The following is a 25,065-nucleotide window of genomic DNA, read 5'->3' as shown; positions in this document are numbered from 1 at the left end:
TAGATGCGGCAACGCTTTTTCGCAGGTCCGCATAGCAATCGAGCGGAAGGTTTCCCCGTGGCTTCGCCGATGATCGAGAGCCCGGTTCACGATGCGGTCGACCAGTTGATCGCCGATGAGGAGAAGGTGTTCCTGGCGCGTCAGCCGCGCAGCACCGAAATGATCAGCCGGGCACGCGAACACCTCGCGGGCGGAGCGACGTCCAACTGGCAGATCGCCCAGCCGCAGGCGGTCTGGATGAGCCACGGAGCGGGTTCCAAGGTCTACGACGTCGACGGCACCGAATACGTCGACATGCACGGCGGCTACGGCGCTTCCATCGCCGGGCACGCCCACCCGGCCATCGTCGAGGCGGTCAGCAGGCAGGTCCGCCGCGGCACCCACTTCGCGCAGCCCACCGAGGACGCGATCTGGATCGCGGGGGAACTGGCCCGCCGGTTCGATCTGCCGTTGTGGCGCTTCGCCAATTCCGGCACCGAGGCCACCATGGACGCCGTCCATCTCGCCCGCTCGGTCACCGGGCGCGATCTCATCATCAAGGTCGAGGGGTGCTACCACGGCCACCACGATTCGGTGGAGGTTTCGGTGCTGCCCGAGGCGGACGAAGTCGGTCCCCGCGAGCATCCGACGGGGGTGCCCGGAAACAGCGGGATTCCGCAGGCGATCCGCGACCTCGTCGTCGTGGTCGGATTCAACGATCCCGAGGCGGTGGCGCGGGCGCTGGCCGAGCACCGCGGCCAGGTGGCCGCGATGATCGTGGAGCCGGTGATGATGAACGCCGGCATCATTCCGCCCGACGACGGTTACCTGGCGGCGATCCGCGACCTGGTGCACGCCGAGGGTGCGTTGCTGATCTACGACGAGGTCAAGACCGGCTTCACCACCGGGCCGGGCGGCGTCACCGCGATGTCTGGGGTGGTGCCCGACATCGTCTGTCTGGCAAAGGCTTTGGGCGGTGGCATCTCGGTCGCGGCGATCGGCGGCAGCACTGCGGTGATGTCGGCGATCGCCGACGGCCGCTACGAGCAGGTCGGCACCTTCAACGGCAATCCGCTGGCCATGGCCGCCACCAGGGCCACCCTGGCCGAGGTGCTGACCCCGGCCGCTTACACCCGCATGACGTCGTTGGCCGACCGGCTTCGCGCCGCTTTGGAAGCGACAACGGCCAAACACGGTTACGGTTGGCACGTGGTGAGCGTCGGAGCCAAGGGTTGCGTGACGTTCAAACGCGAGCCCGTCCACGATTTCCGCGATTTCCTCCAGATCGACGACCGGTTGGGCCACTTGCACTGGCTCATGCAGCACAATGGCGGCGTCTTCCTGCCGCCTTGGGGCAAGGTGGAGCAATGGTTGCTATCTGTTCAGCACGACGAGGCCGATGTCGACCGGTTCGCCGCCAATTTCGCCAGGCTCGCACAGGCGGTGGCGGCCTGACCGCCTGCTGTTCGGGCGGCCGCCGGTGACCGGCGGCGCGATCCGGCTGCACCAATTGGCCAAGGCATTTGACGGCGTCCCCGCCGTCACCGGTATCGACCTGGACATCCCGGCCGGACAGTTCTATTCGCTGCTCGGGGCCTCCGGTTGCGGCAAGACCACCACGCTGCGGATGATCGCCGGCTTCGAGAAACCCGACTCCGGCCGCATCGAACTCGACGGTCGGGACGTCGCTCAGGATCCGCCGCACAAGCGGCCGGTCAACACCGTGTTCCAGACCTACGCACTGTTCCCGTTCATGACGGTATGGGACAACGTCGCGTTCGGCTTGCGCTACCAAAAGACCCCCAAGGACGAGGTCAAGCGCCGAGTCGGTGAAGCACTGGAACTGGTTCGGATGAGTGGGTTCGCCAAACGCCGCCCCACCCAGCTCTCCGGTGGCCAGCAGCAGCGCGTCGCGCTGGCCCGCGCGCTCGTACTGCAGCCCCGCGTCCTGTTGCTCGACGAACCGCTCGGAGCACTGGATGCCAAGCTGCGCAGGCAACTCCAGCTGGAGCTGCGATCCGTGCAGCGCGAGGTCGAGATCACGTTCGTCTACGTCACCCACGACCAAGACGAAGCGCTGACGATGAGCGACCAGATCGCCGTGCTGGCCGAGGGGCGCGTGGAACAGGTCGGCCCGCCGCAGGAGATCTATTCCGCGCCCGCCACCACGTACGTGGCTGGATTCCTCGGCGCGGCAAATATTTTCGATGCCGATGTGCTGCAGAACGATGACGGATCGGCGTTGTGTTCGGCGCTCTCGACTCGGCTGGGCGCGGTGGTGGACAGCTCGTGTGCGCCCGGCGCGGCGGCCATCGTGATCCGGCCCGAACGGATCGTGCTGCAGTCCCCCGACGACCCGGTGTCGCCGGGGCAGAACGCGATCAACGGGACCGTGGCCCAGGTCGTCTACCACGGGGCATCGACTCAGGTCCACGTCGACGTCGGAGAGGTGACCGCACTCGTCGTCGATGTCCCCAACCAGTCCGGGCCCGCCTCGGTCGGGTACGCCGCCGGCATGCCGGTCACCTGTGTGTGCACCACGGACGCCGTGCGGGTGCTGGCGCGAAGCGCGGCGACCGTGATCAACGATCCGGCGGCCGAGCTGGTCGCCGGGCCGGTGGAGGCGCTCAGCGCCACCTGAGCCGCCGGCTCAGCGCGAGCGGCGGCCCCTGCCGGCCGCCACCGGACGGCGCTTCTCGGCAGGCAACGCCAATTCCCGCTCGGCGAAGCGCATCGCGATGTCATAGGCGACGGTGGAGTCGACCTCCGGATCCTCCAGCGCCACCTGAATCGACAGACCGTCGAGCAGCGCCGAGAACTCCAGGGCGAACATCCGCGGGTCGATGTCGGAGTCCAGTTCGGCCGATTCCACTGCGTCGACGATCATCCGGCGCCAGCGCGCATCGAGTTCGACCCGGCCGGCCTTGACCTCGTCATGCCGAAAAGCCTGCGCCCACAGGTCGAACCACAGCCCCCACGCGCCGGGGATCTCGTGGTGGCCGCCCGGAGCCGTGGGTCCGGCCACCTCGGGCCCCGGCACGCACGTCCACTGGATCAGCAGCGAGAGCCGGTCCCGCAGGGAGGGCACCTCGGCCAGCATCCGTTCGGCGGCTTCGTAGAAGGATTCCTCCGAATAACGCAGCGCGTCGACCAGCAGGCGGTCCCGGGTCCCGAAGTAGTAGATCACCAACGCCGAGCTGACGCCCGCCCGCTTGGCGACGTCGGAGATCCGGGTGTCGGAGAAGCCGCGTTCGCAAATGAGCTCCGCTGCGGCGCGCAGCATCTGGATACGTCTCGCTTCGTTGTTCTCGGTGGCGGCTGCGGGTTCTGCCATCAGTCGTAATTCCCTTCGGCGGTGCCTGCGCTGGCACTTGTTGAAAGCCTAACACTTGGTTAGATTGAACAGTCAGTCAAAGATGCCCGTTCGGGGCTGACGAAAGTGAGCGCGATGTCGAACACCTACGACGCCATCGTCATCGGCGGCGGACACAACGGATTGGTCTCGGCGGCCTACCTGGCCCGCTCGGGAGCCAGGACAGTGGTGCTGGAGTCGCGGGGCGCGCTCGGCGGCGCGGCGACCACCGAAGCGCCCTGGGAGGACGCACCGGATGTGCGGGTGACCCGGCTGTCCTACGTGATGAGCCTGATGCCGCCGACCATCGTGCGGGATCTCAGCTTGGAGCGCCATGGTTACAAGGTGCATCCGATGGGCCCCTACTACCAGGCGTTTCCCGAGGGCGGCTCGCTGACGATCTACGAGGACGACCCGGCCCGCACCCACCAGGAACTGGCCAAGTGGTCCAAGCACGACGCGGATGCGTGGCCGAAGTGGAATGCCTGGCTGGAGGGTATCGCCGACGTCATGGGTCCGCTGCTGACCCAGGTGCCGCCGAACATCGGCTCGCGCCGCCCGGCCGACCTGCTCGACCTGGCCAAGCTGGCCTGGGGACAGCGCGGCCTGACGGTGCGCAAGACCGGCGACATCACCCGGCTGCTGACCATGAGCATCGCCGATCTGCTCGACGACTGGTTCGAATCACCGCAAATCAAAGGCGCATTGGCGGTCAACGGCGTGATCGGCACCTGGGCTGGACCATACGAGCCCGGGACCGCCTACGTGATGGCGCACCACTCCATCGGTGATGTCGGCGACGGTCAGCTGGGCAGCTGGGGGTATCCCGAGGGCGGCATGGGCGCGGTCTCCGAGGCGATCGCCCGCGCGGCCCGAAGCTTCGGCGCCGAGATCCGCACCAAGTCGCGGGTATCACGAATGCTGGTGCGTCACGGTCGAATCGAGGGCGTCGTCCTCGACAACGGTGACGAACTGCGCGCACCGCTGGTGGTCACCACGCTGCACCCGCGGACCGCCTTCCTGGATCAGACGCCCCGTCACGAGTTGCCGGAAGACTTCGTCTCCGACATCGAGCACTGGAAGACCCGCAGTGGCGTGGTGAAGATCAACCTCGCACTGGCTGAACTTCCCAACTTCACCGCCAACCCCAGCACCGGAATCGCCGAACACCACACCGGTTCGGTCGAGATGGCACCGACCATGGAGTACATCGAGGCCGCATTCCAGGATGCTCGCGCCGGACGGCCCGCGCTGGCACCGTTCAGCGACGGTGTCATCCCGACCACCCTGGACAAGACGCTGAATCCCGATGGTCCGCACATCATGTCGCTGTTCACCCAGTGGGTACCGGCCGAGTGGGCCAACGCGCCGCACACCGAAGAACTCGATGCCTACGCCGATCGCCTGATCGATCTCTACGACCAGGTGGCGCCGGGGTTCAAGGGGTCGATCCTGCACCGCGACATCGTCGGGCCGCACGAGATGGAAGTCGAATACGGACTGATCGGGGGCAACATCTTCCACGGGGAGCTGTCCCTGGAGCAGCTGTTCCATATGCGACCGGCACCGGGATTCGCCGACTACCGCACGCCGATCGCCGGTCTGTACAACGGCAGTTCGGCCACCCACGCTGGCGGCGGAGTGTGCGGCATCCCGGGCTGGCAGGCGGCCAAGGCCGCGCTGGCCGACAAGAAGCGCAGCGAAGGGCGCCTGCGCTCGAAGCTGGGCAGACGCTCCTGACCGCCGTCGCCGCCATGCTCGCGGCGCGGTCGGTGGCACTCGTCGGGGCCAGCCCGCGGCCGGGCAGCTTCGGGGAGCGGATGATCATCGAGGCGCGCCGCAGTTCGGCGCGCATGCATCTGGTGAATCCGCGCTACGACCAGATCGACGGCGTCGCCTGCGCGCCGTCGCTGGCAGCCCTCGACGAACCGATCGACCTTGTGCTGCTGGGTGTCCCGGACGCGGCCCTACTCGACGAGCTGAAGGCCGCCGCGGCGATCGGCGCGCGTTCAGCGGTGATCTTCGGCTCCGCGCACGGTGCCGCACTGCGCAGCGCCGTCACCGCAACCGCCACCGAGGCCGGGATGGCGGTGTGCGGCGCGGGATGCATGGGTTTCGTCAACAACGCCACTGGCCTGCGCGCGCTGGGCTATCTGGAACCCGATCCCCTTCCACCGGGCGGGGTGTCGTTGGTGACGCACTCCGGGTCGGCGTTCTCCACCCTCCTGCGCTCCGGCCGCGGCTTCGGCTTCCGGCTGGCCGTCTCGTCGGGTCAGGAGTTGGTCACCGACACCGCCGACTACGTGGACTACATTCTCGAGGATCCGGGCACCTCGCTGATCGCGCTGCTGCTCGAGACGCCGCGCTCGGTGGGCAGGCTTCGCTCCGGGCTGCGCCGTGCCGCGCAGCGCGGGATCCCGGTGGTCCTGCTGCCGGTCGGCCATTCTCCGCGCGGGCGCGCCATGGTCGCCGCGCACTCGGGCGCACTGGCCGGCGACGCCGCCGGCTGGCAGGCCTTCTGCGCCGACACCGGCGCGGTCCGCGTCTCGGACATGGCCGAATTCGTCGACACCATCGAACTTTTCGAGACCGGACGGCGGCGCCGGCCGGAAGCGCACGGGATCGCGACCGTGCATGACTCCGGCGCCGAGCGCGCATTGTGTGCCGATGTCGCCCACGATCTGGATGTGGAATTCGCCGAGCTCACCGACCCGACGCTGACCGCGATCGGCGAGTTGCTCGACGACGGACTGGCGCCGGGTAATCCGCTCGACGTGTGGGGTACCGGCGCCGACACCCGCGAGCTGTTCGGTGGCTGCCTGCGGGCCCTGGCCGCCGATCCCGGCGTCGCGGTGACCGCGTTGGCAGTCGACCTGGTCACCGAGTTCGATGACGACACCGCCTATGCCGATGCGATTCTGGACATCGCCGCCGACACCGATGCTCCCTTGGCGGTGCTGACGTCGGTCCCGTCGGCGATCGATGCGCCCACCGCACGGCGGCTGCGCGCCAACCGCATCGCGGTCCTGGAGGGTGCCCGCAGCGGCATCGCGGCGCTGGGCCATCTGGCGCATTGGCCCCTGCCGGTCTCGGCCGCGACCCCCCGAATCGACGACGCACGTGCACAACGGTGGGCGGCCAGGCTGGCCGAGCCGGGGTGGGACTCCCCGAGCGCCTTCGCCCTGCTGGCCGACTACGGCGTCGCGGTGACCCGCTCGCGCACCGCGCACAGCGTGGCCGAGGCGTTGTCCGCAGCCGCGACGGTCGGTTATCCGGTTGCGGTGAAAACACTGGGCAGCGCACACAAGAGCGACGTCGGCGGCGTGGTCCTGAACATCGCCGATCCGGGTGCACTGCGCACCGCCTACGAGGAGATGGCGGCCCGGCTGGGATCTGGCGTCAGTATCGACGCGATGGCCCCCACCGGGGTGGAGATCTCACTGGGCGTGGTCCGCGACGACAACTTCGGCCCCTTGGTTGTCGTCGCCGCCGGCGGCACCCTGGTGGAGTTGCTCGCCGATCGCGCGGTCGCCTGCCCACCAGTCAGTCGGGAGACCGCGGCGGGACTGTTGCGGTCGCTGAACACCGCGCCGCTGTTGGCCGGCTGGCGGGGCGCACCACCGGTCGATATGGCGGCGCTGACCGACGCGGTCGTCGGGTTCTCGCAGCTGGCAATCGAACTCGGCGATCACCTCGACGCCGTCGAGGCCAATCCGGTCATCGCGTCTGCTGCCGGGGTGGTGGCGGTCGATGCGCTGGTGATCCCCCGGGCCCGTTAAGCAGGCACCACAGCGGCCGGGTCCGCCAGCAGCGGCGCGAAGGCGAGCTCGGCCGCCCCGATCATCAGTGTCTCGGCGCCCAGCGATGCCGGAACCACTCGCACCAGGTCACGCGCGGCCCGCAGGCTGTGTCGCGCCATCTCGGCGGCCAGCAGGTCACCGGCGAGCTCGGGGAAGACCCGCAGGAATCCGCCGAGCACGATCAATCCCGGGTTGAGCATGTTGACGGCATTGCCGAGCGCGATGCCCAGGTACTTGGCCTGCCGGTCGATCGCCTGTCCGCTCTGGCTCACCTGGGTTTCCAGGCAGCCGATGTTCCCGCAGTGGCACCGTCCGTCGCCGCCGACGTAGGTGTGGCCCAGTTCCCCGGCATAACCTGCCAGTCCGGCCAGTAGCTCGCCGGCCACCACGAACCCCGCACCGATGCCGCCGGCCCCACCGTTGACATAGATCATGTGGTCGGCGTTGTGATGGCGGCCGAAGATGTGCTCGGCGATCGCGCCGGCGTTCGCGTCGTTGGCGGCGAAGACCGGCAGATCGGTTGCCGCGTGCAACATCTGCCCGAAGTCCGCGTCGTGCCACTCGAGGTGGGGCGCCAGCCGGACCGCCGAGCCGCCGTGCACCAGCCCGGGCACCGCGGCGCCGATGGCAGTGATGGCACAGCCGGGGTCCAGCTGCGAGCGCAGCAGGTCGACCGCCGAGGCCGCGATCGCCACCGCGGCGTCAGGGGTGGGTGCACCGTCGGTGGGATACCGGTGTGTCTGCAGCACCATCCCACCCAGGGCGACCAGACCCACGGTGACGGCGTCGATTTCGGGATTGACCGCCACACACAGGGTCTTGGGCTGTGGGCAGACGAGGGGACTCGGGCGGCCCACCTGGGTCGCGGCGGCCTGACTCTCGGCGACCAGCCCCAAGGCGACCAGCTCTTCGACCAGATCCTTGACCGTCGATCGGGAGAGCCCGGTGCGCCGGGTCAGTTCGGCCCGGCTGAGCGCACCGTGGCGGTGGACCAGCGTCAGCATCAGCGACAGGTTCCGCCGGCGGACGTCGTCGGTGTTGGTGCCGATTCTGGCTGCGCGGGTCACGGATGCCACCTTTCCGGTTTCTACCGCTCGGACGGCCGTGGGGGCATTGACAGTGATGCACGGCACATCTTAAGTTCTGTCTCAGAACAAATCTAGTCAGGAGTCACCGTGTCCGTCCTCGAGTCCCATGCCGCCACCTCCGCGCTCATTCCCCAGCCCGCCGACAAATTCTCCTTCGGACTATGGACGGTCGGGTGGCCGGCCAATGACCCGTTCGGGGTGGCCACCCGCCCGCCGCTCGATGTCGTCGAGGCCGTGGAGCGCCTCGCCGAGCTCGGGGCGTACGGGCTGACCTTCCACGACGACGACCTGTTCGCCTTCGGCTCCACCGACGACCAGCGCCGCGATGCCGTGGGCAGGCTCACCGGGGCGCTGCACTCGACCGGCCTCGTCGTACCCATGGTCACCACCAACCTGTTCACCCACCCGGTGTTCAAAGACGGCGCGTTCACCAGTAACGATCGCGCGGTCCGCCGGTTCGCGCTACGCAAGACCCTGCGCAACATCGACCTTGCCGCCGAGTTGGGCGCCCAGACGTTTGTGTTGTGGGGCGGGCGCGAGGGCAGCGAATACGACAGCGCCAAGGACGTCCGCGCCGCCTTCGAACGTTATCGCGAGGCCTTGGACCTGTTGTGCCAGTACGTCATCGACAACGATTACGACCTGCGGCTGGCAATCGAGCCCAAGCCGAACGAGCCCCGCGGCGACATCCTGCTACCGACCGTCGGTCACGCCCTGGCATTCATCGAGACCCTGACGCACTCCCAGCTGGTCGGCGTCAACCCCGAGACCGGCCATGAGCAGATGGCCGGCCTCAACTTCATGCACGGCATCAGCCAGGCGCTCTACAGCGGCAAGCTGTTCCATATCGATCTCAACGGCCAGCGCGGCATCAAGTTCGACCAGGACCTGGTTTTCGGGCACGGCGACCTGGCCAACGCCTTCGCCCTCGTCGACCTGCTGGAGAACGGCGGGGCCGACGGTTCGCCGAGCTACCCCGGCCCACGGCACTTCGACTACAAGCCCAGCCGCACCGAGGACATCGACGGGGTGTGGGCCTCCGCGGCGGCGAACATGCGGATGTACCTGTTGCTCAAGGAACGCAGCCAGGCATTCCGCGCCGACCCCGAGGTCGCCGAGGCCATGGCCGCCGCCCGGGTCGGCGAACTTCGCCAGCCCACGCTGGGTTCCGGCGAAACATACCGCGACCTCCTGGCCGATCGGTCTGCCTACGAAGACTTCGAGCCGGATTCCTATTTCGGCGCAAAAGGTTTCGGCTTCGTGCGATTACAGCAACTGGCCACCGAGCACCTCCTGGGGGCGCGCTGAGTGCCGACCTGGACGTGATGCGCATCACGTTATATGTTGTCCGAAACAACAAACCCTCCTGCGATCCCCGCGGAAAGGCGTTGGCATGAGAAGACTGAGCACACCGGCACTCGCCGTGGCAGTGGGTCTCGCCCTGACGGTGGCCGGCTGTGGCGGTGGGGGTTCCGGCGGCGGCGGTCAGGCCCAGAGCGGCAAGATCGGCGTGATCCTGCCCGACACCAAGTCGTCGGTGCGCTGGGAGACCAAAGACCGGCCCGCCCTGGAGTCCGCATTCACCGCGGCCGGCGTCCCCTACTCGATCCAGAACGCCGAAGGATCCGCGGACAAGATGGCCACGATCGCCGACGGCATGATCGCCGACGGCGTCACCGTGCTGGCGATCGTCAACCTGGATTCCGACAGCGGCGCGGCCATCCAGCAGAAGGCCGCCGCCCAGGGGGTGAAGACCATCGACTACGACCGGTTGACGCTGGGCGGGTCGGCGGATGCCTACATCTCCTTCGACGGCACCAAGGTGGGCGAGCTGCAGGGCCAGGGTCTCGTCGACTGCCTGGCCGGTAAACCGTCGAAGGTGCTGTTCCTCAACGGCTCTCCGACCGACAACAACGCCACCCTGTTCACCACCGGCGCCCATTCGGTGGTCGACAAGACGCCGTCGATCACGATCACCGGCGAGCAGGCGGTCCCGGATTGGGACAACGACAAGGCGGTCACCATCTTCGAGCAGATGTACACCGCCGCCGACGGTCAGGTGGACGGCGTCTACGCCGCCAACGACGGCCTCGCCGGCTCGGTGATCTCGATCCTGCAGAAGAACCATCGGGCCGGGCAGGTGGCCGTCACCGGACAGGACGCCACCGTGGAGGGCCTGCAGAACATCCTCGCCGGCAGCCAGTGCATGACGGTGTACAAGTCGGCCAGCGAAGAGGCCAATGCGCTCGCTGACGCCGCGATCGCCTTGGCCAAGGGCGACACGCCGAAGACCAACAGCACCTCCCGCGACGACAAGGGCAACCGCGACGTGCCGTCGGTGCTGCTGACCCCGAAGTCGATCACCAAGGCCAACGTGGGCGACGTCTTCGCCGACAAGGGCCAGGCCAAGGACGAGGTCTGCATCGGGCAGTTCGCCGCCATGTGCAGTGCGGCCGGACTGTAGGTCCCGATGGGCGACCCCATTCTCCAACTTCGCGGCGTCAACAAGAGTTTCGGCGTCGTGCACGTGCTGCACGATGTCGACTTCGATGTCTATCCCGGTGAAGTCACCGCTCTGGTCGGCGATAATGGAGCGGGGAAATCGACGCTGGTGAAGACCATCGCCGGGATCTATCCGATCGACTCCGGCAGCTACCTCTTCGACGGCGCTCCGGTCACCGTGCACGGCCCCAACGACGTTGCCGCGCTGGGCATCGAGGTCGTCTATCAAGACCTCGCGCTGTGCGACAACCTCGACATCGTGCAGAACATGTTCCTCGGCCGTGAACTGACCAAGCACGGCAGTCTGGACGAAGCCACGATGGAAACCCTGGCTGCCGAGGCGCTGACCTCGTTGTCGGTGCGCACGGTCAGATCGGTTCGGCAGACGGTGTCCAGCCTGTCCGGCGGCCAGCGCCAGACCGTGGCGATCGCGAAATCGGTGTTGTGGAACTCCCGAGTGGTGCTGCTCGACGAGCCCACGGCCGCGCTGGGAGTGGCCCAGACCCGCCAGGTGATCGACCTGGTTCGCCGGCTCGCCGACCAGGGACTGGGTGTGGTGCTGATCTCCCACAATCTGGCCGACGTCTTCGAGGTTGCCGACCGGATCTGCGTGCTGTACCTGGGCCGGGTGGCCGCCGAGGTCAAGGCCGGCGAGGTCAGCCACAGCCAAGTCGTCGAGCTCATCACCGCCGGTCGTTCGGGCAGCCTCGGACTCGCCCCGGCGCAGGCCGCCCAGTCGATGTGAAGGATCCCCGGATGACCACCGTGAGTTCCCACCGCACAAGCGAATTGGCCGATGCGGATTTCGCCGCCGACGCCCGCTCGGACGAGACACTTCTCGACGCGGTCCGCAGTTACGCACGACGGGTCCGCGGCGGGGACATGGGCTCCTTGCCCGCGGTCCTCGGGCTGGTCGTGCTGTTCGTGGTGTTCGGCGTGGCCAACGAGCGCTTCACCTCGGCGCTCAATCTGGCCAATCTGATCACCCAGGCCGGCTCGATCTGCGTGCTGGCCATGGGGTTGGTATTCGTCTTGCTTCTCGGCGACATCGACCTGTCCGCAGGCGTGGCCGGTGGCGTGTCGGCCTGCGTGATGGCATTGACGATGGTGGACACCGGCTGGCCATGGTGGGCAGGCGTGCTGGCCGGCATCGCCTGCGGTGCGGTGATCGGGGTGATCATCGGTGCGCTGCGCGCCACCTTGGGCATCCCGTCTTTCGTTGTGACGCTGGCGTTCTTCCTCGGCTTGCAGGGGGTGACGCTCAAGCTCATCGGCGAGGGCGGCTCGGTGCGGGTCGATGACCCGGTGATCCGCGGCATCACCATCGACAACATGTCGGTGGCCGCGGGCTGGGCGTGCGCGGGCTTGATCGTCGCCGCCTTCGCGGCACTGGAGTGGTTTCACCATCGCCGCAAGGTGGCACTGCACCTGCACCACGCGCCGCTGGGCGTGGTGGTGGCCCGAGTCGGCATGGTCGCCGCGGTCACCGTCGGCGTCACCTACCTGCTCAACGTCAACCGCAGCGTCAACCCGCATGTCGAAATCCGCGGTGTCCCTTACGTCCTGCCGCTCGTCGGAGTGCTGCTGGTGGTCCTGACTTTCGTCCTCAACCGCACCCGTTACGGGCGACACGTGTACGCGGTCGGCGGCAATGCCGAAGCGGCGCGCCGCGCCGGCATCAACGTGCAGCGGATCCGGATCTCGGTGTTCGTGGTGTGTTCGACGCTGGCAGCGGTGAGCGGAATCATCGCGGCCTCCTACGGCGGCAAGGTGTCCGCGTCGTCGGGGGCCGGCAACACGCTGCTCTATGCGGTGGGGGCGGCCGTGATCGGGGGCACCAGCCTGTTCGGCGGCAAGGGCCGGGCCATGGACGCGGTCGTCGGCGGTGTGGTGGTCGCGACGATCGCCAACGGTCTGGGTCTGCTCAACCAGTCGTCCTACATCAACTTCCTGGTCACCGGCGCGGTGCTGCTGTTGGCGGCCGGTGTCGACGCGATCTCGCGCCGCCGCCGTTCGGCAACGGGCGTGGGCTGAGGGCCGACGCCGCGATGCGTCAGAAGATGGCGTAGGCCTTGCGCAGGGTTTCGTGGATCACCCAGGTCCCGGTCCAGCCGAGCGGGAACACCGCCAGATCGCCGGCACCCACGTCGGTGGGCTCTCCGCCGTCGGGGGTCACCGTCATCCGCCCGGAGACCACGTAGATGACCTCGTTGGTCTCCAGGGTCCAGTGCGAAGGTCCCGGTTCGCATTGCCAGATGCCGCCGGACTTGTCGCCGTCGGCCCAGACCTCGAGGCCGTGGGTGGCCATCGGGTAACCGGTGGCCTCGGCCAGCGGGCCCCAGTCCTCGAGTTCGGCGTCGGCGGCGCCGGCCAGCACAGCGGTGAGTACTGCAGCAGTCATGGAGTCAGAACCTTTCGGGGTCAGGCATGTTCGGGGAACGGGAGGGAGATCGGCTCGGGCGCCAGCCGACTGTTTCCGTCGGCGTCGAAACGGTCCAGCCCGAGATCGGTGAGGTCCAGCCAGTCGCACTGACCGGTGAGGGTGACGTCGGCGGCCGCCTCGGCGACCGCGGGTCCCCACATCATTCCGTGGCCGGCCGGGCTGGCCACCACGGTGCCGTCCACCGGCCCGTCGTCGGTCAGCAGCGGACCGAGAATCGGAAGGTGGTCATTCGTATAGTCGATCGTCGCCGCCCAGGTACGCCGAAGACCCAGCCCCCGCACCGCCGGAAACAGCGATTCGATACGGGCCAGCGCCTTCTGGTAGTAGGTCCAGTCGAATTCTGTTGCCACGCCGGGCTGCTCGTCGGGATTGCTCATCCCCCACAGCACCCCACCGTATTCGCCTGGCCGCCAATAGATGCCTTCGCTCACATCGAACACCATGGGCAGGTCGTCGATGACCGCGTCACGCAGCGGCTCGGTGACCACGACCTGGTGTCGCGTCCCGCCGGCCGGGATCCGGCCGCCCGCAGCCGTGCCCACCTCACCCAAGAGCGGCCCCCCGGTGAGCACCACCCGATCCGTGTCGATCGGTCCGTCGGCGGTGTCGACACCGATGACACGTCCGTGCGCCATCCGCAGACCGGTGAAGGCGCAGCGTTCGCGGACGACGACGTTGTGCGCGGTCAGCGCCGCGGTGTAGGCCAGCACATTGCGCGGGGCATTGATGTACCCGTCGCCGGGGGCATACGAGCCACCGGCGCTCACCCCCTGCGCCATGCCGGTGCCCCGGCTGTCGATGTCGGCGGACGAGAGCCATTCCACCTCGAGTCCGAGGCTGCGCTGCAGTGCAATCCGCTCGTGAGCAGCTGCCACGTCGGCATCGGTGAAGCACGGCATCAGGTAGCCCTGTGCCACGAATCCGCAGTCGAGCGGGTAACGGTCACCGGAGGTGCGGTAGAACGCCTGACTGCGCAGCCCCAGCCGGATGGCGGTCTCGGTGCCGCCCTGCGCGCGGACCATGCCCGACGCGCGGCTGCTGGCGCCGTCGCCGAGTGTGTGGGCTTCGAGTAGGACGACTCGGCCCGCTCCGCGTTCGGCGAGTTGCACCGCCGTCCACGCTCCGACGGTGCCGCCACCGACCACCACGACGTCCGCGCTGCTGCTGGTCATACCTCAAGACCGTGACATAGACTGAACGCTCAGTCAATAGCCTCAGTGAGCAGAGAGTGCCGCGAATGCATGGGTTGACCGCCGAAGACCGACGGATCCGGGACACCGCCCGCGAGTTCGTCGAGACCCTGATCCCCTACGAGGCCGAAGCGGAACTGGCCGGCGGACAGCTGCCCAAAGAACTGACCGCCGAGCACCATGCCAAGGCGATCGAGCTGGGGTTGTACGCGACCAACATGCCGACCTCGGTGGGCGGTCCGGGATTCACTGCGCTGCAACAGGTTCTGGTGCAAGAGCAGGTCGGCCGGGTGACCAACGCGATCGCCTGGGTGATGCACACCCCGCCGCAGTGGTGGGCCGAGGTGGCAACCGACTACCAGAAGGAGCGCTGGCTCCTACCGGCGGTGCGCGGTGAGAAGCACGAGGCGTACGCGATCACCGAGGAGTTCGCCGGATCCGACGTCTCGGCGCTGGAAACCACCGCCCGACGCGACGGCGACGAGTACGTCATCAACGGGATCAAGTGGCACGTCACGTCGTTCAACCTGGCCTCGTACGTGTTCGTTCAGGCCGTTCTGGTCGACGGACCCCACGAGGGTGACCACGTCCTGCTGGTGGTGGACCTGCCCTGGCCGGGGGTGGAGGTGGTGCGCACACCGCACTATTCACACAACATCCCCGACGAGCATCCGATCGTGTCGTTCACCGACGTGCGGGTACCGGTCAGCCATCTGGTCGGCGCCGAGGGCGAAGGTATGACGTTCACCCAGGATTGGTTCCGCTTCGAGCGACTCATGGTCGCGTCGCGCTGCGTCGGCGCGGCCCAGCGGCTGGTCGACGAGACGACGGCGTTCGCCAAGGAGCGCGTCGTCGACGGTAAGCCGCTCGGCGAACATCAGCTGGTCGCCGGCATGCTCGCCGACAGCGCCACCGAACTGTTCGCCGCCCGCAGCATGCTCTACGAGGTGGCCCGCGGCATCGACGCCGGCCTGGACCGCAAGGTGCTCCACGGCCAGGCCTCGATGGCCAAGCTGTACTGCTCGGAGATGGCCGGACGGGTCGCCGACCGCGCGGTGCAGATCTTCGGCGGCCGCGGCTACATGCGGGAGAACGTCGCTGAGCGGATGTTCCGCGAGCTGCGCGTCGAGCGAATCTGGGAGGGCGCCAGCGAGATTCAGCGCATCATCATCGGCCGTCAACTGATGCTGCGCGGTCCGGCCGCGGTGTTGGAGCCTTAGCCCGACGCCAGCTCGTGACGCTCTACATGCGAAAACGCAGGTAACTTCACACCAGAAGAAGCACTTCAAAGGCCTATTCTGGCGCGCCTACTTCCCTATTGCACATAGTTGCGTTCTACTATGCATGTAAATGACGGATCGAGAGCAGCGCAATGGCGGGCGCAGTGTGACGTGCGCACTGCGCCACACCGTTGCTGCGTTGGCGCTCGTCGTCGTCGCCTTTGTCGAGCAGATCTGGGGACTTCCAATGGTGACACCAGCGACCGAAGCGGATAGGCCTGCCGGGGTCACCGGCACCGCGCGTCCGGAACCGGTGCTGACCGTTGTCGAACTGTGGGGCACTTCGCCCGACGGCGAGCCCGATTTCGGCCAAGCGGCAGCGGCTGCAGCGGCGCTGAGCCAGCCCACGCCACACCCGTCACCGCTGATGCGCACTGTTCGCCGATCGATGCGGTCGTTGCGAACGATGGTGGCACCAGTGCTGGACCTTGCCACGTGGTGACCGTCGGCCGCGGACGTCGACTGCTGTCGATTCTGCTCGTCATGACCACCGTGGTCGCGATGGTCATGATCGGCCCGCAACCCGTTGCGTCGGCCGATCCGTCACCGTCGCTCGAGCCCTTTGAAGTCGAACGGGTACTGAGCTTCTCGGTGCCGTCAGGAGTGACTGTCGACTCTGCCGATGTCGCCCCGGACGATCAGCACCTCATCGTGGAGGTGATGGTCTCGGGCAATTCGCAGATCGCGGTCACCGACCTCAACGGCGCTGGATACCAGTGCATCTCGTGCGGCGTGGCGACGAACGCAACGAAGATCAAGGCGATGGGCGACAGCAAGCGAGTCTGGTACGCCAACACCTCCGGCCAGCAGGGCGGCGGGGCCGGTCACATCGACTACCAGATTCTGGAGTGCGCGCCGTCGATCTACGACTGCCAGACCAAAGCGAGCAGGAAGGTCCAGTTCCCAGCCGGCGGGAGCTTGCTGAGTGGACAGAACCGAGAGGCCAAACCGGATTGGTATGGCGAATACGTCACCTGGAACGAAGTGAACCCCATCGAGGGAACCCGGATGAGCATCGCCCGACTGACCCTCAGCGGTGACCACTACGTGCTCACCGACCAGCGCATCTTCAACCCACCGTGGGTCAAGAAGACGGACTACGCCGCCGATCTCGCAAACGCGGCGCACTTTTACGAAGGTGCGAGCTGGAACAACGGCGGCCGCACACTGAAGTATCAAACCACCAGTACCGGGCTGAACTACGACATCTGGCTCCTCGACACCGCCACCGGTAACCGGCGCCCGCTGACCAGCGACCTGGACTACAACGAGGCCGGCGACATCGCGCCCGACGGCAAGACCACCTATTTCAGTTCGGCTCGTGGATTGAATCGGATGACGGTCTTCACCCAGTTGGTCCGTCCTGCACTGATCGACAGCGCGAGCTTCGGCCAGATCGGCCGAGTCAGCTTGTGGAACAACCGGCGCTGCATGAACGAGCCCTGGCTGATGGACACCGCGATAGGCCAGCAAGAGGGCGGTTACTCCGGCCAGCCGATCGTGATCGACCCCGCCTGGACCATCCGCGGCTGGAGCTGGTTCGACGATTCGACGCGGGCGCTGGTGAACGAACAACCCGGCCCCGGCAGCTCTGGAAAAGAAACGCGGATAAGCATTCTCAAGTTTCCTGCCCGCACCCCGACAGTACCCCAGACCCCGATTCATCAGGATCCGGCGAGGATCGCGCAGTGGTCGGTTCCGGTCAAGGACTTCAACCCGCTGATGGGACGCATCCGGCCGGTGCGACTGCTGAAGGGCAAGTACTCCGGAACCGCCCTGCTGTCCTACTTCGGGGCCTACGCGTCCGGCCGGTTCTCGGTGTCGTACGCCAACTACTCCGATGACGGTGCGACATTTCTGAATGGTGTGGAGACAATTCTTGTTGTGCTGGCTCCGCTCACTGCGACCTGGAGCGCGAACCTGACGAGTTCCGGGGCCCGCAAAGGCTATCTTCGGGGACTGGTCGTCGTTGGGCCCGACAGCAATTACCTGGGCGGCGTCGAGTCCGTCATCAACGGCGTGAAGCTGGCCGGCATTCCCACCCAGAAGAACTGTCCGGCGCGATCTCAACCACCGCTGTCGATCTCGTTTCCCGCCGGCGGTGGTCGCGTCCTGGTGACAGCCACCATTCCCGAGGACCCCCAACCCCGGCCGGTGCGCGGCGCCACGGTGTCGATCGGTCCGGTGACCGTGACCACGAACGACGAAGGCATCGCGGTGATCCCCACCATCGCGGGCGCGACGGTGTCTGCGCTTGCAGGTGGATTTCAGCCGGCGACACGTGTTGTCGGCGGACCCTGACGCCGGGAGCCTTAGTGCCGCGCCAGCTGGGGCGCCGCTCGTCCGGTGATCAGCGGTAGATCGAAGAAGGTGGCGATCCCCGGTTCGGCTGCACACGTCGCCGGGATCGAGTTGACGCAGTGCGCGGCGGTGGCCACCACCCCCGGGTTGCTGACGAGTCCCTCTTCGACGCTTTCGGGCTGCCAGCCCTTGACCGTGACGAAGGTATTCGGGTTCCCCCGCACCTCCATCTCGTAGCGCTCCCCCGCCGGGCCGAACGACCATGCGGGGTCCAGGTTTTCCTCACCCATCAGCCAGTTGACGGTGATCCGCACGACGACCGTGTTGGTCACCACGGCATCCCAGTGGAAGCGGCGGCCGGCAACCTGGCCAGGCTCGATGACCCCGATCGGCGAATCGATCGGCGCGGTCGCGACCGCGACCTCCTGGGAGGTGCGGATCTGCGGTTCGGCGGCAAAGCCCAACCGGTCCACGATCAGCCGGACCGACTGGAAGAAGCCACCGTTGAGCAGTTTCTGCATCGGGCCGGTCAGGGCGCTCTCCGGCGTGCCGCCGAATCCCATCACGTGGCGCAACACATCGGGGGCTCCGTAGGTGCGCAGGTCGGAGTATTCCTCGGCGCGCACATGGGTCACTCCGGTCGACATCACCGACAGCAGCAGCGGGAACAGTTCAGTGGCCGCGCCGGGTCCGATCCCGGCGCCGTGCAGGGTGACGTCGCCCTCGAGCGCCGCCGCCTGCAGGGGCGCGGCCTCGGATTCGCTCGGGTAGAACCACCCCACCGGGCTCACGACGTTCTTGCCGGAGCGCAGCAGGGCGGTCACTTCGTCCAGGTTGGGTAGCAGCGGCGCGTAGATCACCGCGTCGGCCTCCAGAGCGAGGATGTCGTCGAGGCTGTTGGTAGTGGTCACCCCCAGCGGCTCGGTGCCGATGATCTCGCCGACGTCCTTGCCCGCCTTGCCGGCCGAATGCACCCAGCATCCGGCCAGTTCGAGTTCGGGGTGTTCGAGAACGCCCTTGATCGCCGCGACACCGACCGACCCGGTTGCCCACTGCACGACTCGCAACGCCATTGGTGCTCCTCCGCGGAAAACTAGAACGTGTTACAGGCGGGTCTACACTAGCGGGATCGTCACTGCAGACGGAAGGGATTGCTATGCCGAACAGGGTTTTCGTGGTCGGGGTCGGAATGACCAAGTTCGAGAAGCCGGGCCGCCGAGAGGGCTGGGACTACCCCCAGATGGCCAACGAGTCCGGCACCAAGGCGCTGGCCGATGCCGGAATCGACTACGCCGAGGTGCAGCAGGGTTACGTCGGTTACTGCTCGGGGGACTCCACCTCCGGGCAACGGGCACTCTACGAGCTCGGCATGACCGGCATCCCGATCGTCAACGTCAACAACAACTGTTCGACCGGCTCGACGGCGCTGTATCTGGCCGCTCAGGCCATCCGCGGCGGCCTCGCCGACTGCACCATCGCGCTGGGTTTCGAGAAGATGCAGCCGGGCTCACTCGGTGGTGGCGCCGATGATCGCGAGTCGCCGCTGATGCGTCATATCGTCGCTCTCAACGAAACCGACTCGATGACGTTTCCCGTCGCGCCGTGGATGTTCGGTGCGGCCGGTCGCGAGCACATGAAGAAGTACGGCACCACCGCCGAGCATTTCGCAAAGATCGGCTACAAGAACCACAAGCATTCGGTGAACAATCCGTATGCGCAGTTCCAGGAGGAGTACACCCTCGACGACATCCTGGGCGCGAAGATGATCTCCGATCCGCTGACCAAGCTGCAGTGCTCGCCCACCTCCGACGGTTCCGGCGCGGCGATCGTGGCCAGCGAAGCGTTCGTCGACACGCACGGGCTGGCCGATCAGGCGGTCGAGATCGTCGGCCAGGCGATGACCACCGATTTCGCGTCGACCTTCGACGGCAGCGCGGCCAACATCATCGGTTACGACATGAATGTGCAGGCCGCCCAGCAGGTTTACGATCAGTCCGGGTTGGGCCCGGCCGACTTCCAGGTGATCGAGCTGCACGACTGCTTTTCGGCCAACGAGCTACTGCTCTATGAAGCCCTCGGCCTGTGCGGCGCGGGCGAAGCACCCGAACTGATCGACGCAGGCGACACCACCTATGGCGGACGCTGGGTGGTCAACCCCTCGGGTGGGCTGATCTCCAAGGGCCATCCGCTGGGCGCGACCGGTCTGGCGCAGTGCGCCGAGCTGACCTGGCAGCTGCGCGGCACCGCGGACAAGCGCCAGGTGGACAACGTGACCGCCGCGCTGCAGCACAACATCGGCCTCGGCGGGGCAGCCGTCGTCACGGCGTATCAGCGGGCGCAGCGGTAGGGATCAGTTTCGCCGACTGGCGTGGCTGAATTGCATCAGCGGGCTCTGCAGGCGCGCGGGAAGTGCGCTTGAATCCCACCGGCCCTGCACGATCCACTCGCAGACGTCGGTGAGGTCGCAGACGTCGAGGATCGGCCCGACCCAGCGGGCGGGGCCGGTCGGGGTGCGCTCGGGTGTGCACGCCTATCTCGATGCAGAGCTCGGGTAGGGCAGCAAGGCCATCTCTCGGGCGTTCTTGATCGCCAGCGCGACTTGACGTTGCTGGCCGACTGTGAGCCCGGTGACCCTGCGGGAGCGGAGTTTTCCCCGCTCGGAGATGAACACCCGCAGTGCGGCGGTGTCCTTGTAGTCCACTGTGGTCAGCCCCATGCTGGTGAGCTGGTTTCGCCTGGGTTTGCCCTCGGTGACCGGAGCCGGCCGGCGCCGCGATGCCTTCGCTTTCACCAGCTCGCCTTCCGCACTCCGGGGAGATGACCCTGGTGGGCCAGCTCCCGCACCCTTACCCGGGACAGCCCGAACTTGCGCAGATGCCCGCGCGGACGCCCGTCGACGGCATCGCGGTTACGCACCCGCACCGCGCTGGCATCGCGGGGTTGACGTGCCAATTCCCTTTGTGCGCTGGCTTTCTCATCGAACGAACTGTGCGGTGCGGCGATGATGCGTTTGAGCTCGGCGCGGCGCTCGGCATACTTGGCCACGATCTCGATGCGCTGGTCGTTCTTGACGATCTTGGATTTTTTGGCCATGTCAGCGCTCCTCACGAAAGTCGACATGTCGGCGGACCACCGGGTCGTACTTGCGCAGGGTCAGACGATCCGGGTCGTTGCGCCGGTTCTTCTTGGTAACGTAGGTGTAGCCCGTTCCCGCTGTCGACCGGAGTTTGATCGTTGGCCGAATCTCGTTGCGTGCCATCAGATTTTCTGCCCTTCCCGGCGAAGCCGCGCGACCACGGCTTCGATCCCGTCGCGGTCGATGACCTTGATGCCCTTGGTGCTGACCCGTAGCCGGACGCGACGACTCTCCGACGGCAGGTAGTAGGTCTTGAGCTGGATGTTGGGCGACCAGCGTCGCCTGGTGCGCCGATGCGAATGCGATACCGAGTTGCCGAAACCCGGTTCCCGTCCGGTGACTTGGCAGCGTGCGGACACGAGGACCTCCCGCGATAATTATTGAAAATCGTTTTCGACAAGTGCCGCGTCGGACTGTACCGTGTGAGGCGCACTAATGGAAATCGTTTTCACTATGGGAGGTGCGGTGCGGACCCCGGTACTGCTCGTCACGGGACAAGGCGATACCGACGCCGCGGCCAGAGTCCTACTGCGCCACGAGCGAACGCTGGTCGTACGGCATCGATTCGACGGTCACGTCGTACATCGCCTGGTGACCACCATGCAAAACCAGATCCCGACAACCGCGGACTGCGCCCTCGAGCTGTCCCACGGTTGCCTGTCCTGCACGGTGCGTAACGACCTGTTGGTCCTCTTGCGCCGGCTGCACCGTCGCGACGATGTCGACCGGATCGTGGTGCACCTGGCGCCGTGGCTGGAGCCCGAGCCGATCTGCTGGGCGATCAACCATGTTCGAGTACGCCTGGGTCCGGGCTTCGCCGACGGCCCGGCCGCGCGCGACGTCGAGATCGCGGGGGTGATCACCTGCCAGGATGGCGGCGAATGGCTACCCAGCGCGCTGGGTGACGACGAACTCGACGACGGGCGCACCGTCGCCCAAGTCGTGGTCGGACAGACCGAATTCGCCGACGTCGTGCTGGCACCGCAGCTGGACCCCAGGACCCTGGCGGTACTCCGTCGCCTTGCCCCTCGCGCGTGGATCCTCCAGGCCGAGGAGCACATCGAGGAGGCGCTGGCGAATCTGGAATCCACCGCCCGCCGCGGTGGCAGTGATGACCCGTGCGGCCCGCTGTTGGCCGGTCAGCCCCCGCTGAACGCCGACGGCGACGTCGCCCTCGTCGAGTTCGACGCCGACCGGCCCTTCCACCCGCACCGGCTGCACGACGCGGTCGATGTCCTGCTGACCGGGGTGGTGCGCACCCGTGGTCGCCTCTGGCTGGCCAGCCAGCCCGATCAGATGATGTACCTGGAGTCGGCCGGCGGCGGCCTGCGCGTCAGTTCGGGCGGCAAATGGCTTGCTGCCATGGATGATTCGGAGCTCGTCTATGTGGAGTCCGAACGCCGGGCACTGGCCGGACTGATCTGGGACGACCGCTACGGCGACCGCCGAACCGCCATGGTGGCGCTGGCCTGCGGAGCCGACCCCGACGAGATCACCGCGACGCTGCGGGCCGCGTTGCTGACCGATGACGAAATGGCCCATCCCGAGCGTTGGCCGCGTTTTGGTGACCCGTTTGGCGACTGGCATGAGGACCCGTGTGACGAATCACCCACACATGCCGAATTGGTTAACCCCACAACGAAGTACGGAGACGAGCGATGAAGCCTGGCATCCACCCCGAGTACCGACCGGTGGTCTTCCAAGACGCCACGACCGGTGCGACGTTCCTGACCCGCTCCACCATCACCACCTCGCGAACCATCGATCTCGAGACGGCTGATGGGCACGCGACCTATCCGCTGGTGATGGTCGAAGTCAGCTCGGATTCCCATCCGTTTTGGACCGGCGCGCGACGGATCATGGACACCGCCGGTCAGGTCGAGAAGTTCCGGCGTCGGTACGGTGAGCGCCGTTGACCGAACGAGCACACCACTCACTCGATCCTGATCAGGAGTGGCGGCTGCAGGCCCGCTGCCGCGGTATGCCGATCGAGGTCTTCTTTCTTGCTTCCACCGAGAAAGGCTCGCTTCGCACTGCGCATGAGGCGAATGCCAAGCGGATCTGCCTGTCCTGCAACGTTCGTCGGCGTTGCTTGACCTATGCAATGGAAATCTCCGAGCAGCATGGAGTCTGGGGCGCGACGACGCCGGCGGAACGCAACGCCATGCGCAAGCGCGCCGTCTCGTGATCAACCGATGATCGTCAAAAGAGGTTAGGTGGATGATGATGTGGCATTCAGTGGTCACCAAGGCCGGCGAGCCGTCGGGTTCGCCCACCGAGATTGACGAAATGGCGCGATCTACTCGCGATCTCGCGCCCGTGTGTCGGTTTCGGCGCTAGGACACGTAGGTGACCTCGTAGGCCTCGTCGGCGTGCCGAGCCCGGATGGTCTTCTTGTCGTACTTGCCGACGCTGGTCCGCGGGATCTCGTCGACGAACGTCCACCGCTCGGGCAGCCACCACCGAACGACTTTGTCCGCAAGGAACTCCCGTAGTTCTTCCGGTGTCACCTCAGCCCCGTCCTGGACCACGACGGCCGCCAGCGGGCGCTCCTGCCAGCGCTCGTCGGGCACTCCGACCACCGCGGCCTCGCGCACCGCCGGGTGGCCGATGAGGTGGTTCTCCAGCTCCACCGACGAGATCCACTCGCCGCCGGACTTGATCACGTCCTTGGCCCGGTCGGTGAGCGTGATGTAGCCCTGCTCGTCGATGCGGCCGACGTCACCGGTGCGCAGCCAGCCGGACTGGAACTTGGACTCGTCGGTGTTGCGGTAGTACGACCCGGTGATCCACGGACCGCGCACCTCGAGTTCCCCGACCGCCTCGCCGTCATTGGGCAGCTGAGCACCCTCGTCGTCGACGATGCGGGCCTCCACCCCGCACATCGGCCTCCCCTGCGTCCCGCGGATCTCCCACTGCTTGTCGGCAGGCGTATTCGGGGCCGGCCAGGCCAGGGTGGCCATCGGAGAGGTCTCGGTCATCCCCCACAGCTGGCGGATCTGCACTCCGTGCTTCTCTTCGAAGGTCTTCATCAGTGACACCGGGACAGCCGAACCGCCGCAGGCGACCAGGCGCAGCGACGAAATGTCGTGGCCGGGATTGCGGTCCAGGTGGTTCATCACGTCGTTCCAGATGGTCGGGACCGCGCCGGCCACCGTCGGGCGCTGGGTCTCGATCAGGGTGACCAGCGAGGTCGCGTCCATGAAGCGATCGGGCAGCACGATGTCGGCTCCGGCCATCAGCGCGGCGTAGGGCAGACCCCAGGCGTTGGCGTGGAACATCGGCACGATCGGGAAAGCCTTGTCCGAGAAGCTCAATCCCATCCCGTTACCGCTGCACACCGCCATCGAATGCAGATAGCTCGACCGATGCCCGTACACCACACCCTTCGGGTGGCCGGTGGTCCCGCTGGTGTAACACATTGCCGCGGCCGAGTTTTCGTCGACATCCGGCCAGTCGAAGTCGTCCGATTCGGCGGCGGTGACCTCGTCGTAGCGCAGCACGCGCTTGCCCGAAGCCTCGAACGGGGCCAGATCGCCGGCGCCGACCGCGATCACGGTGTGGACCGTCTCCATCCGGGGCAACACCGGAGCCAGGATCGGCGCCAGAGACAGGTCGGCGATCACCACCTTGTCCTCGGCCTCGTAGGCCACGAATTCGATCTGCTCGGGGAACAGCCGGATGTTCAGGGTGTGCAGCACCGCACCCATCGACGGGACCGCAACGTACGCCTCCAGGTGCTCCTGGTTGTTCCACATGAACGTCGCGACCCGGTCGTCTCCGGTCACGCCGAGTCGGCGCAACGCGTTGGCCAGCCGGCCGGCCTGGTGGCCCACCTCCCGGTACGTGGCGTGCCGGAAGCCGCCGTCGCCGGTCGCGGTGGTCACCGTCCGGTCACCGTGCACGGTGACGGCGTACCGCAAGATCGCGGCGATGGTCAGGGGGAAGTCCTGCATGGTGCTGTGCATGGGCCCGAATCTATCGTGGCGGGCTC

Annotated in this window: 25 protein-coding genes; 15 read left to right on the top strand and 10 right to left on the bottom strand. The window is 67.0% G+C overall.

Going from position 1 to position 25,065, the window contains the following annotated elements:
* Positions 1–57: 57 nt before the first annotated feature.
* Both MSZK_RS02095 and MSZK_RS02090 read left to right on the top strand, forming a co-directional pair.
* Complete coding sequence (locus MSZK_RS02095) at positions 58–1,434, top strand: aspartate aminotransferase family protein (protein ID WP_233211075.1); 1,377 nt, start codon at positions 58–60, stop codon at positions 1,432–1,434.
* Between the two features lie 25 nt (positions 1,435–1,459).
* Positions 1,460–2,620, top strand: coding sequence for an ABC transporter ATP-binding protein (locus tag MSZK_RS02090; RefSeq protein WP_099244318.1), 1,161 nt, complete (start codon positions 1,460–1,462; stop codon positions 2,618–2,620).
* A gap of 9 nt (positions 2,621–2,629) precedes the next feature.
* On the opposite strand, the gene MSZK_RS02085 is transcribed toward MSZK_RS02090, so the two are convergent.
* Positions 2,630–3,313, bottom strand: a complete 684-nt coding sequence (locus MSZK_RS02085) for a TetR/AcrR family transcriptional regulator (RefSeq protein ID WP_099244316.1) — start codon at positions 3,311–3,313, stop codon at positions 2,630–2,632.
* Between the two features lie 114 nt (positions 3,314–3,427).
* Here MSZK_RS02085 and MSZK_RS02080 point away from each other — a divergent pair, with 114 nt between their 5' ends.
* Together MSZK_RS02080 and MSZK_RS02075 are read left to right on the top strand one after the other, a co-directional pair.
* On the top strand, positions 3,428–5,071 hold the full coding sequence (locus MSZK_RS02080) for an NAD(P)/FAD-dependent oxidoreductase (RefSeq protein WP_099244314.1): 1,644 nt from the start codon (positions 3,428–3,430) through the stop codon (positions 5,069–5,071).
* A gap of 14 nt (positions 5,072–5,085) precedes the next feature.
* Positions 5,086–7,110, top strand: coding sequence for an acetate--CoA ligase family protein (locus tag MSZK_RS02075; RefSeq protein ID WP_099244312.1), 2,025 nt, complete (start codon positions 5,086–5,088; stop codon positions 7,108–7,110).
* Here MSZK_RS02075 and MSZK_RS02070 read toward each other — a convergent pair.
* Positions 7,107–8,198, bottom strand: a complete 1,092-nt coding sequence (locus MSZK_RS02070; protein WP_371411272.1) for an ROK family protein — start codon at positions 8,196–8,198, stop codon at positions 7,107–7,109. The genes MSZK_RS02075 and MSZK_RS02070 overlap by 4 nt on opposite strands.
* Before the next feature lie 108 nt (positions 8,199–8,306).
* Between MSZK_RS02070 and xylA the strand changes: the two genes are divergently transcribed.
* From xylA to MSZK_RS02050, 4 genes are all read left to right on the top strand, one after another.
* Positions 8,307–9,527, top strand: coding sequence for a xylose isomerase (gene xylA / locus MSZK_RS02065; protein WP_099244310.1), 1,221 nt, complete (start codon positions 8,307–8,309; stop codon positions 9,525–9,527).
* Positions 9,528–9,612: 85 nt separating this feature from the next.
* Positions 9,613–10,683: a sugar ABC transporter substrate-binding protein gene (locus MSZK_RS02060; RefSeq protein WP_099244308.1), complete on the top strand. Its 1,071-nt coding sequence runs from the start codon at positions 9,613–9,615 to the stop codon at positions 10,681–10,683.
* A 6-nt stretch (positions 10,684–10,689) separates the two neighbouring features.
* Complete coding sequence (locus MSZK_RS02055) at positions 10,690–11,466, top strand: ATP-binding cassette domain-containing protein (RefSeq protein WP_099244306.1); 777 nt, start codon at positions 10,690–10,692, stop codon at positions 11,464–11,466.
* An 11-nt stretch (positions 11,467–11,477) separates the two neighbouring features.
* On the top strand, positions 11,478–12,755 hold the full coding sequence (locus MSZK_RS02050; RefSeq protein ID WP_099244389.1) for a sugar ABC transporter permease: 1,278 nt from the start codon (positions 11,478–11,480) through the stop codon (positions 12,753–12,755).
* Positions 12,756–12,774: 19 nt separating this feature from the next.
* Here MSZK_RS02050 and MSZK_RS02045 read toward each other — a convergent pair whose 3' ends face one another.
* Both MSZK_RS02045 and MSZK_RS02040 read right to left on the bottom strand, forming a co-directional pair.
* Entirely contained in the window at positions 12,775–13,122 is a 348-nt protein-coding gene (locus tag MSZK_RS02045; protein ID WP_099244304.1) for a cupin domain-containing protein, read from the bottom strand.
* A 20-nt stretch (positions 13,123–13,142) separates the two neighbouring features.
* Positions 13,143–14,336 carry an FAD-binding oxidoreductase gene (locus MSZK_RS02040; RefSeq protein WP_099244302.1) on the bottom strand — a complete coding sequence of 398 codons (1,194 nt, stop codon included), beginning with the start codon at positions 14,334–14,336 and terminating at the stop codon, positions 13,143–13,145.
* A gap of 65 nt (positions 14,337–14,401) precedes the next feature.
* Between MSZK_RS02040 and MSZK_RS02035 the strand changes: the two genes are divergently transcribed.
* From MSZK_RS02035 to MSZK_RS02025, 3 genes are all read left to right on the top strand, one after another.
* Positions 14,402–15,574 (top strand): acyl-CoA dehydrogenase family protein, encoded by a 1,173-nt coding sequence (locus MSZK_RS02035; RefSeq protein ID WP_099244300.1) that lies wholly within the window; start codon positions 14,402–14,404, stop codon positions 15,572–15,574.
* Positions 15,575–15,704: 130 nt separating this feature from the next.
* A complete protein-coding gene (locus MSZK_RS02030; RefSeq protein ID WP_142389838.1) occupies positions 15,705–16,076 on the top strand; it encodes a hypothetical protein in 372 nt (123 codons plus the stop codon).
* Positions 16,073–17,935: a hypothetical protein gene (locus MSZK_RS02025; RefSeq protein WP_142389837.1), complete on the top strand. Its 1,863-nt coding sequence runs from the start codon at positions 16,073–16,075 to the stop codon at positions 17,933–17,935. The genes MSZK_RS02030 and MSZK_RS02025 overlap by 4 nt, the downstream gene beginning before the upstream one ends.
* An 11-nt stretch (positions 17,936–17,946) precedes the next feature.
* Here the strand turns inward: MSZK_RS02025 and MSZK_RS02020 are convergent, their stop codons facing one another.
* Positions 17,947–19,008, bottom strand: coding sequence for a dihydrodipicolinate reductase (locus MSZK_RS02020; protein ID WP_099244294.1), 1,062 nt, complete (start codon positions 19,006–19,008; stop codon positions 17,947–17,949).
* Positions 19,009–19,091: 83 nt separating this feature from the next.
* On the opposite strand from MSZK_RS02020, the gene MSZK_RS02015 reads away from it, so the two are divergent.
* A complete protein-coding gene (locus tag MSZK_RS02015; RefSeq protein ID WP_099244292.1) occupies positions 19,092–20,282 on the top strand; it encodes a lipid-transfer protein in 1,191 nt (396 codons plus the stop codon).
* Between the two features lie 183 nt (positions 20,283–20,465).
* On the opposite strand, the gene rpsR is transcribed toward MSZK_RS02015, so the two are convergent.
* Genes rpsR through rpmB form a run of 4 tightly spaced genes read right to left on the bottom strand, consistent with a single transcriptional unit; the run spans position 20,466 to position 21,430 of the window.
* Positions 20,466–20,729, bottom strand: a complete 264-nt coding sequence (gene rpsR, locus MSZK_RS02010; protein ID WP_199203155.1) for a 30S ribosomal protein S18 — start codon at positions 20,727–20,729, stop codon at positions 20,466–20,468.
* Positions 20,723–21,028, bottom strand: coding sequence for a 30S ribosomal protein S14 (rpsN, locus tag MSZK_RS02005; RefSeq protein WP_099244288.1), 306 nt, complete (start codon positions 21,026–21,028; stop codon positions 20,723–20,725). The genes rpsR and rpsN overlap by 7 nt, the downstream gene beginning before the upstream one ends.
* A 1-nt stretch (position 21,029) precedes the next feature.
* Positions 21,030–21,194 carry a 50S ribosomal protein L33 gene (gene rpmG, locus MSZK_RS02000; protein WP_099244286.1) on the bottom strand — a complete coding sequence of 55 codons (165 nt, stop codon included), beginning with the start codon at positions 21,192–21,194 and terminating at the stop codon, positions 21,030–21,032.
* The gene (gene rpmB / locus MSZK_RS01995) at positions 21,194–21,430 is read right to left on the bottom strand and encodes a 50S ribosomal protein L28 (RefSeq protein ID WP_099244284.1); all 237 of its coding nucleotides are present in this window, start codon (positions 21,428–21,430) and stop codon (positions 21,194–21,196) included. The genes rpmG and rpmB overlap by 1 nt, the downstream gene beginning before the upstream one ends.
* A 106-nt stretch (positions 21,431–21,536) precedes the next feature.
* Here rpmB and mrf point away from each other — a divergent pair, with 106 nt between their 5' ends.
* The 3 genes from mrf to MSZK_RS01980 are packed head-to-tail and all read left to right on the top strand — an operon-like array spanning position 21,537 to position 23,259.
* Positions 21,537–22,733, top strand: coding sequence for a ribosome hibernation factor-recruiting GTPase MRF (gene mrf / locus MSZK_RS01990; protein WP_099244387.1), 1,197 nt, complete (start codon positions 21,537–21,539; stop codon positions 22,731–22,733).
* Positions 22,730–22,987 carry a type B 50S ribosomal protein L31 gene (locus tag MSZK_RS01985; RefSeq protein ID WP_099244282.1) on the top strand — a complete coding sequence of 86 codons (258 nt, stop codon included), beginning with the start codon at positions 22,730–22,732 and terminating at the stop codon, positions 22,985–22,987. Before mrf ends, MSZK_RS01985 begins: the two co-directional genes overlap by 4 nt.
* Complete coding sequence (locus tag MSZK_RS01980; protein WP_233211073.1) at positions 22,984–23,259, top strand: WhiB family transcriptional regulator; 276 nt, start codon at positions 22,984–22,986, stop codon at positions 23,257–23,259. The genes MSZK_RS01985 and MSZK_RS01980 overlap by 4 nt, the downstream gene beginning before the upstream one ends.
* Before the next feature lie 148 nt (positions 23,260–23,407).
* Here MSZK_RS01980 and MSZK_RS01975 read toward each other — a convergent pair whose 3' ends face one another.
* Positions 23,408–25,039: a long-chain fatty acid--CoA ligase gene (locus MSZK_RS01975; RefSeq protein ID WP_099244278.1), complete on the bottom strand. Its 1,632-nt coding sequence runs from the start codon at positions 25,037–25,039 to the stop codon at positions 23,408–23,410.
* Between the last annotated feature and the right edge of the window lie 26 nt (positions 25,040–25,065).

It is taken from the genome of Mycobacterium sp. shizuoka-1 (genome assembly GCF_002723835.1).
In the GTDB taxonomy this organism is placed as follows: domain Bacteria; phylum Actinomycetota; class Actinomycetes; order Mycobacteriales; family Mycobacteriaceae; genus Mycobacterium.
Note: the sequence above shows the minus strand (reverse complement) of the source record. Positions and strands in the feature narration are given on the sequence as shown.

What these genes read in the sequence shown, in the direction of transcription:
- MSZK_RS02085 (WP_099244316.1), bottom strand. Translation starts at nt 3,313, where the DNA reads ATGGCAGAACCCGCAGCCGCCACCGAGAACAACGAAGCGAGACGTATC.
- MSZK_RS02080 (WP_099244314.1), top strand. Translation starts at nt 3,428, where the DNA reads ATGTCGAACACCTACGACGCCATCGTCATCGGCGGCGGACACAACGGA.
- MSZK_RS02075 (WP_099244312.1), top strand. Translation starts at nt 5,086, where the DNA reads ATGCTCGCGGCGCGGTCGGTGGCACTCGTCGGGGCCAGCCCGCGGCCG.
- MSZK_RS02060 (WP_099244308.1), top strand. Translation starts at nt 9,613, where the DNA reads ATGAGAAGACTGAGCACACCGGCACTCGCCGTGGCAGTGGGTCTCGCC.
- MSZK_RS02055 (WP_099244306.1), top strand. Translation starts at nt 10,690, where the DNA reads ATGGGCGACCCCATTCTCCAACTTCGCGGCGTCAACAAGAGTTTCGGC.
- MSZK_RS02050 (WP_099244389.1), top strand. Translation starts at nt 11,478, where the DNA reads ATGACCACCGTGAGTTCCCACCGCACAAGCGAATTGGCCGATGCGGAT.
- MSZK_RS02045 (WP_099244304.1), bottom strand. Translation starts at nt 13,122, where the DNA reads ATGACTGCTGCAGTACTCACCGCTGTGCTGGCCGGCGCCGCCGACGCC.
- MSZK_RS02040 (WP_099244302.1), bottom strand. Translation starts at nt 14,336, where the DNA reads ATGACCAGCAGCAGCGCGGACGTCGTGGTGGTCGGTGGCGGCACCGTC.
- MSZK_RS02035 (WP_099244300.1), top strand. Translation starts at nt 14,402, where the DNA reads ATGCATGGGTTGACCGCCGAAGACCGACGGATCCGGGACACCGCCCGC.
- MSZK_RS02030 (WP_142389838.1), top strand. Translation starts at nt 15,705, where the DNA reads ATGACGGATCGAGAGCAGCGCAATGGCGGGCGCAGTGTGACGTGCGCA.
- MSZK_RS02020 (WP_099244294.1), bottom strand. Translation starts at nt 19,008, where the DNA reads ATGGCGTTGCGAGTCGTGCAGTGGGCAACCGGGTCGGTCGGTGTCGCG.
- MSZK_RS02015 (WP_099244292.1), top strand. Translation starts at nt 19,092, where the DNA reads ATGCCGAACAGGGTTTTCGTGGTCGGGGTCGGAATGACCAAGTTCGAG.
- rpsN (WP_099244288.1), bottom strand. Translation starts at nt 21,028, where the DNA reads ATGGCCAAAAAATCCAAGATCGTCAAGAACGACCAGCGCATCGAGATC.
- rpmG (WP_099244286.1), bottom strand. Translation starts at nt 21,194, where the DNA reads ATGGCACGCAACGAGATTCGGCCAACGATCAAACTCCGGTCGACAGCG.
- MSZK_RS01985 (WP_099244282.1), top strand. Translation starts at nt 22,730, where the DNA reads ATGAAGCCTGGCATCCACCCCGAGTACCGACCGGTGGTCTTCCAAGAC.
- MSZK_RS01975 (WP_099244278.1), bottom strand. Translation starts at nt 25,039, where the DNA reads ATGCACAGCACCATGCAGGACTTCCCCCTGACCATCGCCGCGATCTTG.